Source organism: Butyrivibrio sp. CB08 (genome assembly GCF_003625485.1).
Classification (GTDB): Bacteria; Bacillota; Clostridia; order Lachnospirales; family Lachnospiraceae; genus Butyrivibrio.
Map to the genome: position 1 here is coordinate 37951 of NZ_RAIR01000004.1, position 16138 is coordinate 54088.

Below are 16138 nucleotides of genomic sequence, written 5' to 3' on the forward strand. Positions count from 1 at the left end.
AATCATTAAATCGGACATTATTAGCATTGAATAGCATATTTTTAATGTCAGCAAAAGTAATGTATAATAATGTGTATACTAATTTGAGATTAAATCCTGATCCTTCAGGGAGGACATAAATGAACATACTTGCTGTAGCAACTTCGGATTATATCGGGCTTATGCTTCTCGTGGCCATGCTTATATCAAGCCGCATCAGAAGAGCAGATTCAACCCACTCAGAATACAAGATATTTTCAGCGATCACCTTTCTTACAATGATTGCCTGTGTCGTGGACTTCTTTGTATTTTACAGTGACGGAAAACCAGGAAAGCTTATGAAAGCCATCAACATGATCGGCAACACCTATTGCTTTATGGCCAACCCATTCTTTATAGCATCCTGGTGTCTCTATGAAGACCTTAAGCTCTACCGTTCCAAGGTAAGGGTAAAGAAGATCTACACCTACGCTTTTATTCCTGCTGTACTTCTAGCAGTGATTGCTCTCGTAAACAACTTCGTTCCTATCATTTATACAATCGATGCCAACAACGTTTACTCACGGCTTCCAGCCAGCTATCTGTATTACATCGTAGACACCGGCTATATTATCTTTAGCGTGTATATTTTAAAGAAATTCGAGGAACGTTACGGAAAGGTTCGCTTCTTCCCGCTTTACCTCATGGTTGGCCCCATAGTTATTGGATGTGCCCTTCAGGTTATTTTCTACGGCATATCACTTATCTGGGTTTCAATTTCAGTTGGACTTACAGCGATCTACATGTCGCTTCAAAACGAGTTCTCATATCTTGATAAGCTGACAGGCCTGTACAACAGAGCCTATCTGGATTACCAGCTGGAGAACCTGTCTAAGGAGAAGAAGACGGTCGGCGGAATCATGATAGACGTTGACTATTTCAAGAGCATCAACGACAACTTCGGACACCACGCAGGAGACGAAGCCCTTATCGATGTAGCGAGAGTCATCACCTTTGCCAAGCCTGACAAGGCCATAGCTACAAGGTTTGCCGGCGATGAGTTCATCATCCTTGTAACTGATACTTCTGAAAAAGAGATGAACAACATCCTAAAGAGCCTCCACGACGAGGTTGATCTGTTCAACGAAACAGAGGGAAGACAGTACAAACTGTCGCTTTCCATGGGCTACAGCTTATTCGACCAGAACATCGAAACTCTGGATGATTTCTTAAAACACATGGACGACAACATGTACGAAGAAAAGCAAAAGAACCATATCGCAGAACTTGCAAAGAGTTAAAAAAACGGAGCATCCCATCGAGATGCTCCGTTTTCTATTTGTATCAGTATTTTATCATGATCTTAATATAGTCTTCTGACTTGCGGTGCATGATATCAAGGCCCTTTGGCATGTCAGCAATGGAGAAGCTGTGGGTTACAAGGTTTCCTGGATGGAAAGCCGATTTCTCTTTTGCAAAGTCTTCCAGACGGCTGATCACATAGCGCCAGTCGTCCATGGCATTTTTGTCAGATTCATCACCATCAATTCCGCTAAATGCAGAGTTCCAGGTTCCTGTAAGACTCATCTGGTTTCTCAGGATCTTCCAGTAAGTCTCTCTGGTAAGGTCCATATCTGAAGCAGGATTACCAACCAGCATAACACGGCCAAGAGGCGCTGTGCACTTGATTGCCTGCTCATAGCTCTCTGGTCTTCCGATACATTCGAAGTAGTAGTCAGCTCCTGCCCCTGTAGTTTTCTTAATGAAGGCTACAGGATCTCCATATCTTACGTCAAAGAACTGTTCTTCCTTATATCCCATTTCCAGAAGCTTTTTCTTCTGGATATCCTTGTTGCCAATACAATAAACCTTCGTGTATCCTGCATCCTTTAGGAAAAGAGCTGTCAGAAGCCCTATAGTTCCAAGACCGCAGACAACGATACTGATGTTTTCTTTTTGCGTTTTTTCAGGTGCGCTTTTGTCACCAAGACCGCCCTCTATGAGTCCCACATTTCTTATGGCGTGAACTGCAACGCTCATGGGCTCTAACATAGCGGCGTCTTCATCTGATACCTCCTCAGGTATAGGGAGAAGATTCCATACAGGAGCTGTGACATATTCTGCAAAGCCACCATCACACCTTGAGCCCAGGTAGTTGTAGTTTTCGCACATTTCATAGTGTCCTGCTTTGCACTGAGGGCATTCCTTGCAAGGTATGAGAGGAAAGATTCCAACTCTTTTGCCCACAAGCTCAGGTCTGTCCGCGCACTCTTTTACCCTGCCTGTCATCTCGTGGCCTGGGATAAGTGGCATATTGTGAGCACCGGTCTTAAATATCCTTGGAACGTCAGATCCGCAGATACCGCAGCAGCTAAGCTCAATAAGGGCTTCGCCTGCCTTGGGGGCCGGGATATCCACCTCCGCATATTTTAAGTTGTCTATTCCGTATAAAACCTGTGCTTTCATTGCTCAAAGCTCCTTTGCTATACGTTTGTTGGTAGCAAGAACTGATGATGGTCTGTCATAGGGAAGTGGCTCTCCATCTACGGTTGTCACTACTCCTCCGGCTTCCTTTACCATGAGGGAACCAGCAGCGTGATCCCATGGATAGAGCCTTAGCTCAAAGTAAAGCTCTGCTCTTCCAGCCGCGATGGTGCAAAGGTCGATGGCTGCGGAACCGCTTCTTCTAAGATCCAGTCCTCTCTTAAAGTATTCAAAGGCTCTTTTGAAAGTCTCCTCGTAGAGTTCTTCATAATATGGAGCCGCTCCAAAGAGCACCAGTCCATTTTCAAGAGGCTCATCGGAAACGTGAATCCTCTTTCCGTTGCAGTAAGCGCCCTCTCCGGCTATAGCAGTAAACATCTCATCTGAGTATGGGTTATAAACTACGCCGATCTTAGCCTCGCCGCCCTCAATGAGCGCCACTGAGATGCAGCTCATCCTGTAGTCCTTGATGAAATTCGTGGTTCCATCAATCGGGTCCACGATAAAGAATTTATGCTCCTTATCAAACTCCGCCTGGTCGCCCTCTTCCCCAATAAACCTGGCATCTGGAACCAGGGCCAGGAGCTCTTTTCTAAGAATAGCCTCTATCTTCTTGTCATACTCTGTGACAAAATTCGCAAGCCCTGTCTTTTCATCAATGGCTATGTGCTCTCTGTCAGCGTTTTTTATTATCTCTCCGCAGGATCTGACTATGCTGCAGATATCTTCTAGCAGTTTTTTGCTCATATTTTCCTCGCTTTGCCATGTTCTGATTGTATCTTTGAGGCCTGTTTACGGACCAAATACTCAAAACATGTCTTCTGATCCGTAGTTTTTCGCCCTATAACACTTGTTATTTTATTGTTTTACGGACCAATCCGCAGTTTTGTCTCTCCTGGTCCGTAAAATCACTTTTTTGACGTTGAGAACCACCGTCTATCACTATTATATTACGGACCAGACGACAATATAACAGTAATTGGTCTGATTTTATCGATATTTCAATTTTTCAGAGTAAAAAAATTACAGACCAGAAGCAAGAAACTAGCTTTCTGGTCTGTAATGACTTTTTTGGTCCCATTCCAGGCAGAGAACTGCCAAAATATTTAATGAAAAAAACTCTTAGAAGAAGAATACAAACTTCAGGAGAATCGATATAACTTCATATATCAGGAACCACTTAAAGAGCTTACCAAAGATGCTGCTGCCTGTTGCAGGAGTGTTCCAGTTACTATTTCCATTGGCCCCATTGCTGCCATTGTTGTAGCCATTGCCATAGTAGTGGCCATTTCTGGTGTTACTGAAGTTACCAAAACGGAAGAATCCAAATGGGCCAAAACCGAAGAAGGTTCCAAAGTCCTCGAAAGGATTCTCGCCGCTGGTTTGCCAGTTGCCATAGCCATTTCCGCCAAAGCCATAGCCACCGTTACCGCCATAGCCTGATCCGGAAGTATTACTGCTTGAATAATAGCCATCTGTACCCGTAGCGCTGCCATAGCCTGAACCATAACCAGTTTCAGAACCATATCCTGTTCCACGGCTTGATCCAGGGCCATAGCTTGTTCCAGATCCGTAGCTTGATCCTGGTCCATAACCCGAAGCATGTCTTGCTGTGTGGGGCTTTGACAGGATGTCGTAAGCCGCATTAACTTCGTTCATGCGCTCTGCTGCCACCTCATCCCCTGGATTTAAGTCTGGGTGGTATTTCTTAGCCAGCGTTCTATATGCTTTTTTAATTTCTTCGTCTGATGCGCCAGGAGCTACTCCCAGCACCTTGTAAGGATCTCGTACCATTTCCTTCCCCCATGGCCAAAGGCCATATACATCACCTCGAGGCTCTTATCATGTCCTCTTAATAAATCTCTCGCTGCACTTAGGGCATCTGATCTCTATCCTGCCCTTTCCCTTTGGAACTCTTATCTGCTGATGACAACTCTTGCAGATATAATACCTGCTTGTCTTGCGGTCTCTCCACTGAAGCTTTACAAGCCCGGCTCTTTTTCTGATGCCATTTGTCATCTCCAGATACTTTTTATTCTCTGCATATCTCTTTGTAATGTTCTTTGAAAAAGTCCTGAACATCGAATATGCAAATAGTCCGATCCAGGTAAAGTAAATTATAACGCTTGAAGCAAATATATTTACTACCAGAAGGATCATGGATAAACCATAGCAAAGTCTTGCGAGATTATCAAACCCATTTCGTCCATACAGAAGTCTCATCATAAAGCCCTGAAGGACAAATCGTATCTGTTTTAAATTATTCTTCATTTTCATGCCTCTGTTTCAATTCCTTTCCCAAATTCTACCTTATTATGGCCAAACTATAAATGATTTATTTCGCAAAAAAGTGTGTCTTATTTTGCTGATTTGAACATGTTATCAGGTTCACCTTAAAACAACCTAAATCCTGCACGCAAAAATACTCCGGAGCGGATGAGCCCCGGAGTATTCTTTACACGTGTAAATTGGCAAAAACTTTGGCTTTTATAATGGTAGGTAGGGTAACCTTATGGCTTCTTATCACTCTGGATCTGCAAAAAGAGCTGTTGAGAGATATCTGTCACCTGAGTCAGGAAGAAGAACTACGATGTTCTTGCCCTGGTTCTCTGGGCGGCTTGCTACGATGGTAGCTGCCTTAAGTGCTGCACCTGATGAGATTCCTACAAGGATTCCCTCTGATACTGCAAATCTCTTGCCCTCTGCAAATGCATCCTCATTCTCGATAGGAATGATCTCGTCATAAACCTTGGTGTTAAGTGTATCTGGAACAAATCCTGCACCGATACCCTGGATCTTATGTGCACCTGCTGTTCCCTGTGAAAGAACAGGGCTTGTAGCTGGCTCAACTGCGATAACCTTAACGTCAGGATTCTGCTCTTTTAAGTACTCGCCAACACCTGTGATGGTTCCGCCAGTACCAACACCTGCGATGAAGATATCAACTTTTCCATCTGTCTGCTTCCAGATCTCTGGACCTGTTGTAGCTTTGTGGATAGCTGGGTTAGCTGGGTTTACAAACTGTCCGAGGATAACTGCTCCCTCGATCTCTTTTTCAAGTTCCTCAGCCTTGGCGATGGCGCCCTTCATGCCCTTGGCACCTTCTGTAAGTACCAGCTCTGCGCCGTAAGCCTTAAGGATTGTTCTGCGCTCAACGCTCATTGTATCAGGAAGTGTAAGGATTGCTCTGTAACCCTTTGCTGCTGCAACTGCTGCAAGTCCGATTCCTGTATTTCCACTTGTGGGCTCAATGATTGTTGCGCCTGGTTTGATCTTTCCACTCTTTTCAGCATCCTCGATCATGCTAAGTGCAACTCTGTCCTTAACTGATCCAGCAGGATTGAGGTACTCAAGCTTTGCAAGGATGTTTGCACCTGTTACTCCTGCCTTCTTGCTGTATCCGTTTAATTTAAGAAGTGGTGTTCCACCGATAAGTTCAAGTGAGCTCTGTTTGATGTCTGCCATAATGTATTCCTCCCAAACAATTTGTTTTTGTTTTGATGATGTAATCATAGCACGGCATCACAAAGAGCAAAATAAACCAATACTTATAGGCTGATATAACTTTTGCTTTTATCCATTATCTCTTTTGACCAGTCAGCGCCAGTGGCCTCAAGAGGGATCTCCTCAAAGTCCTTGGACTGGCTGTGGGTCACAAGAACCATATCGTTATCAATGTGAACCGTCTGGCCGTACTTGTTGGCGATAAGCTTAGCCATTGTCTTCTCAGCTTCTGACTCTGTAACCTTCTTCTTGGAAGTACCGGTGATGATACCGTCAACGTTTACAGAGTATCTGCGGAAGTAGCGCTTAACGTCGTCAATTGAATAGTAATTAGCTGAGTAAACCCATATATCGTAGCCGTGGGTATTGAAGTGGCGGAAAAGAGCTGGTATACCAAGTCTCATGCGCTTCTTGTTCTTACCTTTTCCTCGAAGGCCCGGAACTTTCTCGATATAAGGGTCATTGGCATCTCTAAATACAACCTCATCAAGGTCCAGCGTAACTCTCTTGTCGTGCTTGGAGTCCTCGATCATGCGCTTGATATCTGCATCTGTAGTCATGTTGATGATCTTTACAGGCACCTTTTTGATGTCAGACTTCATGGCAGCTGCCCATCTGTGATGTCCGTTGATCAGCATATATCCACTTGGATGAACCTTTCCAACCATAAGAGGCTCCTGCACAGGAGGAAGGCCCTTATCCTTGTTTTCTCTGAACTCATTTACATATTCTGAAATGATCCTGAAACTTGGTCCTACTTCAGGGAAGCAGAACTCATCCTCAGGATTTGGATGAATGCTCGTGCATGGGAGCTTCGTTATAAGCAGTCTTTCAAAAATGCTTGCAGTCACAGGAACGTAAAGTCCCTTCTGACTCTCTATCTCTTGTTGCAACCACTCTTCGAACTCTGTCTTTTTTGCCATAACGTTTCCTTTCACAGATACAAACAAACAAAATAACGACTATGAATTGATTATATCCCATAGTCGTTACTCTTTCCACTTATGAGCCATAAAGTGGCTTATATTCTATCTTGTAAGGTCTTTGACCCACTTATATTTCCTGAGTCTTATCATAACCCAGGGAATCTTGCCAACTTCATCAAGGCAGGTGCAGGCGTACACCGCAAGGGGTGACCAGTGAAAAACAAATGCCCCGCATAGAGCCAATGGTATAGCTATCATCCACATGCACACCACAAGGCTATAAAGGTCAAAAATGGTATCTCCTCCGCCGTCAAGGACTCCATTTATAGTTACTGTATTTACGCTCCTTCCTATCATGTAGAAGGACATGATCACCATCATCCAAATGAGGTAATATCTTGCTTTGTCAGTAAGGATTACTCCGTGAACTACAGCAGGTGTAACTGCAAGGACGATTCCCGTTGAGATAAAGCCAATGACAAAAGAGATCTTTGTGAGCTTAAGTCCATACTTTTTGCCAAGCTCAAGTTTTCCTGCTCCAAGCTCGTTCCCAACAATAATTCCGGCTGCGCTTCCAATACCGTTACACATGCAACACACCAGGTCTCTAACTACAGCCGCCACCGAATTGGCTGCTGCAGCGTCCACACCCATGTGTCCCATTATGGCTGTATATGAGGTAAATCCAACACCCCAGCACATAGCTCCTCCCATGAGAGGAAGACACTGCTTAAAGAAGTCTCCAATAAGTACTCCTGGGACTTTAAAGAATCTCTGAAGTGCAGGGCGTATATATCCGCTTTTTGAAGACAGACCGATGCAGAGAAGAAGCTCCGCTATTCTTGCTATGGTCGTTGCAAGGGCTGCTCCTTTTGCCTCCATCTTGGGAATTCCAAAAAGACCAAAGATGAAGATTGCATTGAAAATGATATTTATTACTACCGCTGCAGAGCTTATAGCAGCGCCGGCCTTTACATTCTCTGTTACCTTCATGATAGTGAGGTAGCACTGGGAAATACCAGTAATAAGATATGACCATCCAGCTATACGAAGGTAGGTACATCCTATACTGATAAGTTCAGCGTCCCCCGCAAATATGTTCATGAGAAATCCGGGATAAAACTCGCACGCCACAAAGAAAAGAATAGAAACTGCTCCGCAGAACATCAGCATCAGGTTAAAGATATTCTCCAGGGTATGCTTGTCACCCTTGCCCCAATACTGGGCTCCAAGAATGGCCCCTGCTGCCGTAGCAGAAGAAAGAATCATATTTTGAACGAACTGAATCTGAGTAGCCAGAGAAACCGCCGTCATCTGGGCCTGAGCCACTCTTCCAAGCATCAGAGCATCACAGGCTGCAACCAGCGCCAGCATAAGGCTCTGGAGCGCAATTGGCAGCGCTATTCTGATTAAGTTTTTGTAAAACTGCTTATTATCTATCATGCCTTAACTGCCCATCTAAGCTTTGTTGATTTACTTCTTGGGTTAAGTCTTATCTCTTCCCCTGAAGGTCTTGTGACATCATCTGAGATGTCGCTGTAAATTCCGGCTTTTTTAAGAGCCTTAAAGGACTTCTTAACAAGCCTGTCCTCTCCTGAGTGGAATGTGAGGATCGCTACTCTTGCTCCGGAATTAAGGATATCCGGAAGCTTTTCCAAAAATGAATACAGCACTTCAAACTCACTGTTAACATCTATTCTGAGAGCCTGGAATACTCTGGCACAGCTCTTTTTAACAGCGTCTGCCTTCTCTTCCTTGGGAACCTTCCAAAGAGCTGCCTCAACAGCCTTTCTTAGGGCTGTTGTTGTGTCCATGGGATCTCCCTTTTTCATCAGGTTAAATACTTTGTCAGAGATTTCATCGGCGTATGGCTCATCTGAGTTTTCTATAAGCATACCCTTAAACTCATCCCTGGTTATCTTGTGAAGCCTCTCTGCAGCTGACTCCCCGTGTTCAGGGTCAAGGCGCAGATCAAGAGGCCCATCAATCTTGTATGAAAAGCCTCTCGAAGGATCATCTATCTGCATTGAAGAAACTCCAAGGTCCGCAAGGACAAAATCAAACTTGCCAGCTTCAGCAGCGACCTGATCTATGTTTGCGAAGTTGATGAGCCTGAATCTGAAGATGTCCTCACCAAATCCAGCTTCCCTAAGTCTCTCCACTGTCTTTTTCGATTCAATTGGATCGACGTCAAGGCCGTAAACACAGCCTTTTCCGTCAAGCGCCTCAAGCATCTTTCTTGTGTGTCCGCCGTATCCCAGCGTACAGTCAAGCCCCTGCTCTCCGGGCTGTATTTTAAGTACCTCCAGGATCTCTTTTACCATTATGGAAATATGCATCCCGGCAGGAGTAGAACCCTTGGAAATAACACGGGCTACTGTGTCCGCATACTTCAAAGGGTCCTTTTCTTTATACTTCTCTTCAAATTTTCTCGGGTACTTACCAGAGTAATGAACTCTTCTCTTGTGCTCTTCCAAAGCCTTAACCTCTCAAGATAAGATTACTGTCTGGATCGAGTGAGGCATCAAGTTAAGCCCTACTGTCTCGTCCCCTTCCCTAAGATCAACAGGAAGCTCCTGATCGCTCTTATTCATAACCACTACCACACGCTCTCCGTCTGGATTTAAGAAGGCTGCTGTGTCCAGCTTGTCTGTATAGCAGCTGCTCCAGATGAGCCTTGCGCCTTCCTTGATATATCTGGTCAAATGTCCAATGTAGTAGTAGGACAGTTTTTTCTCGTATTCCTTACCCGATTCTAAAGCTTTGATGGGCGCATCGCAATAGTTTCCTACGTGGTTTGGGCCGCCAAGATAGTCAACTATCAGGTTCCAGTCCAGTATTGCTGAGCATCCGCCCTTTAAATTGCCGATCATCTGGTGACCGTACATCTCGGCGTTGTGCACGTCGCTGGCATCTGAAAGCCTTGAATACTCAACACAGCCTTCGGTAAAAAAGATCTCTTTTCCCGGAAAGTGTTTCCTTATAAGTCCCAGGTTTTCAAAGTGATCTCCTGTGTACCAGTGAACTGCGCAGCCTGAAACGTACCTGTCTGCTCCTTCCCTTTCAAGGATCTCTTTAAGTCTCACGTAAGAGATCTCCTTGTTGTGATCCCAGACAAAGATCTTCATCTTATCAAGAAGACCCGCCTTCTCAAGAGCTGGTCCCAGGTAGTCCACTACAAACTCCGCCTCGTCCTTGGCTGTATATACGCAGGAGTCCCAGGTCTGTGTGGCCATGGGCTCATTCTGTATGGAGGTAAAAGAGATTTCAAAGCCGATACTGCGATACTCCTCAATGAACTTAACGAAGTATCTTGCCCATAGCTCTTTGTACTCGTCCTTGAGCTTGCCTCCGTGGTTCATCTCACCATTGGTCTTCATAAAAGGTGGTGGTGACCAGGGAGCCATCATAAGAACTGGCTGTCTGCCAAGCTTTTTAGTAGCTGCCTCTATCATGGGAATGATCTCTTCCTTGTCATGGGAGATATCAAAGGTCTCTAAGGTCTCATCCCCTTCTTCGATATAGGTGTAGTTACCGAGGGCGAAATCACAGCTGTTCATGTGAATACGGCCCATGTTGTATCGAAGACCATCCTCTCCAAAAAGGTCGGCAATGAGACTATCTTTGTTCTCATCGGTAAGACCCATGTAGGTGTGGGCTGCAGCCTCTGTAAAAGCGCCGCCAAAGCCCCTTATGGTGGTCTCCTTCTCATCGGGATAGATGACAAGCTGCTTCATTTCCTTAGCAGCAGTGACTTCTCCAGCATCTCTTTTGGCCCAGAAAAGGCCTCTGCTGGTATCTGTCTCGATTATTGTTATATTTTTCATTACGAATCCTTTGCTTTTGTGGACTCGCGCGGTATTATCCTTCCATTTAAGGTTATAAGTTCGCCTGACTCTCCATTGATCATCTTGACGAGTTTATCTACTGCTATGACACCCTGCTTTTCAAAGAAGGTGCGGATAGTGGTGATAGATGGGCTCACAAGCCTGGTGAGCTCAATATCATCACAGCCTATGACATTTACCTGATCAGGTACGCTTACTCCTCCGTCCCTGAAGGCCTCTGAAGCACCTATGGCACTGAGGTCGTTGGCTGCAAAACATGCATCCGGAAGAGGTTTGCCTGATTCAAGGAAATCAGTTACTGAGTTGTAAGCTGCATTTCGCTCAAACTCACCTCTTAAAATATAGTCATCATCTATAGTAATTCCGGCTTTTTTAAGTTCGTCAAAAAAGCCCTTCTTACGTTCATTGGCATCATAGTTTGAAAGTTCACCTTCAATGAACATGAATCTCTTGTGCCCAAGCTCTAATAGGAACTTGGCTGCCTTCTGTCCGCCGTTGTAGGAATCAAACACAACGCTGGAGGACTTGTCACCAATAAGGATCCTGTCTATGTAAACAGTAGGAATTCCCTGATTTTTAAGGATCTCCTCCTGCTCTCCTGCAATTGCTGAGTTTAAGATTATGGCACCATCAACCCTGTATCCCATAATATTCTGCATGATGTGCTTGGGATCTGAGCTAAGGAAGATCTCCAGCTCGTATCCCTTGTCCTTGCAGGCATTGTATATGGAGTCTGAAAGTTCTCCATAGTAAGGACCTCTTATAGCTCCAAGAAACAGGCCCAGAACACCAGTTGCCTGGGCCTTTAAGTTTCTTCCATTGAGGTTTGGAGTGTAGTTGAGGCGCTTAGCCACCTCAAGGATCCTCTCCTTGGTATCAGGATGAAGGACATTCACGTTATTTAAGGCGTTGGAAACAGTAGAAATGGATACTCCCGCTTCTCTAGCCACATCTTTTATTGTGATTTTTTTATTTTCCAAAACGTTTTTACCTCTTTCACTCTGATATTATACCACACAACAATTCTCAGAAGAGGCTTCATTATTACTTGTAGTCGTACTCTTCGCAGTATGCTACCCACTGCTTGGTGTACTCTTCACGGCACTTGTCGATGCCAGCTTCTTTCATCTTGTTTCTGAACTCATCTACTGCTGCATCAACATCGTCTACAAGACCTGCCTCAAGAGGAGCAAGGTACTGTCTCATTACGTTACTTACTGCTGATCTCTCAGCGCTGTAAGAATCATAGTTTTCAGCAAAGCCGTCATAAATGTTTACGTTAGGGAACTTTGTCTTTTCACCAAGAACAGCGTACTTATCAAACATCTCCTGAAGAGCCACGTCTGTCTTCTGAGGAAGCTTGGTCTCGCCATTTCTGATGTTCCATGTGTTGAATCCTTCGTAAGGGAATGTAGGTGTCTCACCAGCTTCTTCCTGAAGGTTCTTGTAAATGCCATCAACTACGTCGTAGTGTGTGCCCTTGATACCATACTGAAGGATAGAGTTAACTTCGTCGTCACAAAGAAGTGTCTGAAGTACAAGAAGTGCTCTCTCAGGATTCTTGCAACCTCTTACGATAGCTGTTCCGTTCTGTGTTGCATGTCCAGGGAAGATGATTCCGTTTGTCTCACCGTAAGCTACATATGCTGACTCCCAGCCCTGTCCAGCATTCTCAAAGTCTGCAATAGCTGTAACCTGCTTGTTAGGGTTCTGACCAGCAACCTCTGCTACGCAAAGACCATTCTTGTAAGCATCAGAGTTGTTTGTATCAGAAAGTGCACTCTTGCTCCAGAAGCCAAGATCTGCCCACTTCTTCATGAGCTTCATGTCGTCTACGAAATCGTCTGAATACCAGTAATCATATACATCTGTAGGTGTGTCATAGTTAGCTGCAAGACCGTAATCAAGACCGTTGTTAGCTACCCATGAATACTTGAAGTTAAGAGCCCAAGCTGCGTCGAAACCAGTTTTAAGTCCCTGGCTCTCTTCTGTTGTTACTGTAAGAAGTCCCTGGTTAGGCTCATTCTCTTTGATTCCAAGAAGGTAAGCCTCAAGGTTCTCAAGGGAATCTGGTACAGGAAGATCATACTTAGCGCGAAGGTCCTCTCTGTACTTAACACCATTACATACATACTCAGCCCATGTGTTAGGAACAGCATAGATCTTGCCATCAACCTTGCACATGTTAAGAGCGCCATCACCTACAGTAGCCTTAAGCTCTGGTGCTACGCTGTCAAGCATCTCATCAAGCTCTTCGAAAGCGCCGCTACTTGCAAGCTGTCCATAGTTGAGCCAGTTAGCGATGTAGATAAGGTCTGCGCTCTGAGCTGTGATCTCGTTAGCATACTTCTGCTGGAAATCTGTCCATGTTGAAAACTGCATATCTACTGTAGCGTTGCACTTCTCAAGAAGCTTCTCATTGAGAGCTGCCTCTACAAGCTCTTCATCCTGTGGAGCATCGCCCATTACGTAGAATACCAGGTCAACCTGCTCGGAGAGGTCAAGCTCTTTTGCCTCAGCTGGAGCTGCCTCTTCTGTAGTAGCCTCTGTTGTAGCCTCAGTCTGTGGGATCTCTGTTACTCCCTCAGCCTCGAGCTGATCAGCTGCTGACTGCGCTGCTGAACCACAACCTGTGATAACCCCGGCAACCATTGCCATTGACAATAACATACTTAAAACTTTTTTCTTCATATTTTGCCTCCTTTTTGATAAATATGAAAATGAAAACGTTTTTATTTTTGGGTAAATACCTGGTAAAAACCAGGCACTTATCATCCTTTTACTGCACCAACAGTGATTCCTGAAACGAAGAATCTCTGAACAAACGGATAAAACAAAAGTACAGGTCCTGTAGCTACAACTGCCATCGCAAGCTTAACTGACTCAGTTGGAAGGTCAGCTGTCTTCATGCTGACGTTACTTGCCATCTGCTTCATGGCTGTTGTTGCATTTAACAGGTCGTACAGATAGAACTGAAGCTGCCAGGTGGATGAATTGGTGCTAAACATTGATGATCTGTACCAGTCGTTCCAGTAACCAAGAGCAAGGAACAAGCCTACTGTAGCAAGTCCCGGCTTAAGGACAGGAAGAACGATTCTGAAGAAGATCGTAAAGTGACCCGCGCCGTCTATCTTGGCAGACTCTGTGATGGCATCTGGAACCGCTCCAACAATGAAGGTCCTCATCAGGATTACGAGGAAGGGGCTCATAAGAGCAGGGAACCAGATAGCCAGTGTTGAGCCTTTCAGATTAAGTACATTGGCATACATGAGATACCATGGGATCATTCCTCCGCCAAATATGCTGGTGAAGTAAATAAGGAATGATACTGTGTTTCTGTACTTAAACTCTTTTCTTGAGATGACATAGCCCGTTAAAGTTATCATCATAAGTCCAAGGCCTGTGCCCACAATCGTATAGTAGAAGGTCATCTTATAGGCCTGAAGTATATCCTTGGGAGACCTAAAAATCGTCTCATAGGCAGAAAATGTGAAATCCCTAGGAAGTAGTGAATAACCCTTTATCAGGATCGTTGAGTTGTCCGTGAAGGATCCTGAAACGATGATTATGAACGGGAGCACGCACACTAAGGATCCGATAGCAAGAAGTATGTATGCTATTGCTTCAAAGACCTTGGTCCCTGTGGACTTTTTAATGGTCTTTGGCGATGATGGTTCGTAGTCTAAATCTTTTGCCATATCTTCCTCCTTTCTTAGAACAGTGCGTACTCAGGATTTCTCTTTTTAACAACGTAGTTCACAAGAACGATGATAAGGAATCCGAACAGGGACTGATAAAGACCTGCTGCAGTTCCAAGACCGATGGAAAGTGGCTGTGTCATGGTGATCCTGTAAACATAGGTGTCAAAGATATCCGTTGCGTTAAACAGTACTCCGTTGTTACCAATGAGCTGATAGAACAGCTCGAACTGGCCCTTCATGATGCTTCCAAGTGCGTACAGAAGGAGGATTATGAAGGTTGGCTTGATGTGTGGCAGTGTAATGTACCAGATCTGCTGAAGGTCATTGGCTCCATCAACTCTTGCTGCCTCATAGATCTCATTGTCGATACCCATGATAGTTGCCAGATAAACTACCATTCCGTATCCGATATTCTTCCAGAGATAGAAGAAGGTTATGAGGAATGGCCAGTAGGATGGGGTGTTGTAAAAGTCGATCCTGTCACCACCAAAACCTGTGATTATGTTGTTGATAAGTCCGTACTGGTACTCAAATACGTTGTAGACAATAACTTTTAAAATAACAAACGATACGAAATATGGCATGAACATCAGTGTCTGTGAGGTTTTCTTGAACCATTTCACTGTGACTCTGCTGACAAGTATCGCAAAAATGATCTGAAGTACATTGCCAATACCAATAAACACAACGTTGTAGAGGACTGTGTTCTTGGTGAGTCTGAAAAGGTCTGCCTTTATCAGGAACTCGAAGTTCTTAAATCCGGTAAAAGGACTGGACCAGAGACCGTCTCTGAAGTTAAAAGAAGTGAATGCGAAGTATACACCCAGCATTGGAAGGTAGTTGTTTATCATGAAGTAGATAAAGGTCGGTATCAGCATGACAAACAGTACCCAGTTTCTCTTAAGCTCCACTAAAAGTCCATGCTCTCTGTATTTCTCCCTCTCCTTCTTCTCAAGGATCTTGATGTAAATATACGCTGCCAGAGAAATGGCCAGCACTATAAACACCACTGCAGAGGGAAGAAATCCCGTCATCTTAAATCTGATGTTAGAAAAGATAACAAATGCTATTGTTGCAAGTGCTGTGATAAAGCTAAAAAGAAAAGCACACTTAGCAGCAGCTAAATACGAAAGCTCACCTTTTCCTCTTCCATTCCTGCCTGCCATAAAGGTTCTGATGATGAAGGCTACATTGAAATAAATTGCTGCAGCCATAAGGATCAGAAGTACCATCGCTGGCAGTCCCAGAACACCCTGGTTTGCATACTGGACAAAGGACAAAAGATTGTACAGGCTGTAACCTGTAAGCAGGTCTCCTGCCATCTCTTTTGTCACGCCAATCCTGGAAAAGAGAGAAACCAGATTGACTACTTTTATCCAGTTCATAAATGGGAGAGAAAAAATAAGAATGAAAGCACTTATTCCCGATATCCATCGATTACCAGATATCCATCTGTTTTTCATATATATCCTCCCGAAGACTAGTAAACTCGTGAATAAAAACGTTTTTATTATGTTGTAAACAGATACTAGCATAATGCATACAACTTTGACAATATGTTCCGGTCATTTTTGGCATTTTCCACATTTAAACAAATAAAAAATCTCCAAAATCCACAAAAACGTTTTTATTTTAACATAAACTATTTCTAGCTAAACAAAAGAGATGCGGATTCAAACCTGAACCTGCATCTCTTACTATTTCACATAACTATTCT

Annotated in this window: 14 protein-coding genes; 1 reads left to right on the forward strand and 13 read right to left on the reverse strand. The window is 44.2% G+C overall.

Going from position 1 to position 16138, the window contains the following annotated elements:
• Window positions 1-119 precede the first annotated feature (119 nt).
• The gene (locus tag D6855_RS08260; RefSeq protein ID WP_120739921.1) at window positions 120-1259 is read left to right on the forward strand and encodes a GGDEF domain-containing protein; all 1140 of its coding nucleotides are present in this window, start codon (window positions 120-122) and stop codon (window positions 1257-1259) included.
• A 43-nt stretch (window positions 1260-1302) separates the two neighbouring features.
• On the opposite strand, the gene D6855_RS08265 is transcribed toward D6855_RS08260, so the two are convergent.
• The 13 genes from D6855_RS08265 to D6855_RS16920 form a co-directional block, all read right to left on the reverse strand.
• Window positions 1303-2424, reverse strand: a complete 1122-nt coding sequence (locus D6855_RS08265; protein ID WP_120739923.1) for a galactitol-1-phosphate 5-dehydrogenase — start codon at window positions 2422-2424, stop codon at window positions 1303-1305.
• 3 nt (window positions 2425-2427) lie between these two features.
• Window positions 2428-3189 carry an inositol monophosphatase family protein gene (locus tag D6855_RS08270; RefSeq protein WP_120739925.1) on the reverse strand — a complete coding sequence of 254 codons (762 nt, stop codon included), beginning with the start codon at window positions 3187-3189 and terminating at the stop codon, window positions 2428-2430.
• Between the two features lie 375 nt (window positions 3190-3564).
• Window positions 3565-4236 carry a J domain-containing protein gene (locus tag D6855_RS17130; protein WP_120739927.1) on the reverse strand — a complete coding sequence of 224 codons (672 nt, stop codon included), beginning with the start codon at window positions 4234-4236 and terminating at the stop codon, window positions 3565-3567.
• A gap of 48 nt (window positions 4237-4284) precedes the next feature.
• Entirely contained in the window at window positions 4285-4713 is a 429-nt protein-coding gene (locus D6855_RS08280) for a hypothetical protein (RefSeq protein WP_120739929.1), read from the reverse strand.
• Between the two features lie 252 nt (window positions 4714-4965).
• Window positions 4966-5907, reverse strand: a complete 942-nt coding sequence (gene cysK / locus D6855_RS08285; protein WP_120739931.1) for a cysteine synthase A — start codon at window positions 5905-5907, stop codon at window positions 4966-4968.
• Between the two features lie 83 nt (window positions 5908-5990).
• On the reverse strand, window positions 5991-6869 hold the full coding sequence (locus tag D6855_RS08290) for a ParB/RepB/Spo0J family partition protein (RefSeq protein WP_120739933.1): 879 nt from the start codon (window positions 6867-6869) through the stop codon (window positions 5991-5993).
• A gap of 105 nt (window positions 6870-6974) precedes the next feature.
• Window positions 6975-8315 carry an MATE family efflux transporter gene (locus D6855_RS08295; RefSeq protein WP_120739935.1) on the reverse strand — a complete coding sequence of 447 codons (1341 nt, stop codon included), beginning with the start codon at window positions 8313-8315 and terminating at the stop codon, window positions 6975-6977.
• Window positions 8312-9349, reverse strand: a complete 1038-nt coding sequence (gene rsmH / locus D6855_RS08300; protein ID WP_120739937.1) for a 16S rRNA (cytosine(1402)-N(4))-methyltransferase RsmH — start codon at window positions 9347-9349, stop codon at window positions 8312-8314. The genes D6855_RS08295 and rsmH overlap by 4 nt, the downstream gene beginning before the upstream one ends.
• A gap of 12 nt (window positions 9350-9361) precedes the next feature.
• Entirely contained in the window at window positions 9362-10699 is a 1338-nt protein-coding gene (locus D6855_RS08305; RefSeq protein ID WP_120739939.1) for a glycoside hydrolase family 30 protein, read from the reverse strand.
• Entirely contained in the window at window positions 10699-11700 is a 1002-nt protein-coding gene (locus D6855_RS08310; protein ID WP_120739941.1) for a LacI family DNA-binding transcriptional regulator, read from the reverse strand. Before D6855_RS08310 ends, D6855_RS08305 begins: the two co-directional genes overlap by 1 nt.
• A 64-nt stretch (window positions 11701-11764) precedes the next feature.
• The gene (locus tag D6855_RS08315) at window positions 11765-13411 is read right to left on the reverse strand and encodes a DUF3502 domain-containing protein (protein WP_158589494.1); all 1647 of its coding nucleotides are present in this window, start codon (window positions 13409-13411) and stop codon (window positions 11765-11767) included.
• 80 nt (window positions 13412-13491) lie between these two features.
• Window positions 13492-14418 (reverse strand): carbohydrate ABC transporter permease, encoded by a 927-nt coding sequence (locus D6855_RS08320; protein WP_120739944.1) that lies wholly within the window; start codon window positions 14416-14418, stop codon window positions 13492-13494.
• A 14-nt stretch (window positions 14419-14432) separates the two neighbouring features.
• Window positions 14433-15884 carry an ABC transporter permease gene (locus tag D6855_RS16920; RefSeq protein ID WP_243111841.1) on the reverse strand — a complete coding sequence of 484 codons (1452 nt, stop codon included), beginning with the start codon at window positions 15882-15884 and terminating at the stop codon, window positions 14433-14435.
• Window positions 15885-16138: the final 254 nt, after the last annotated feature.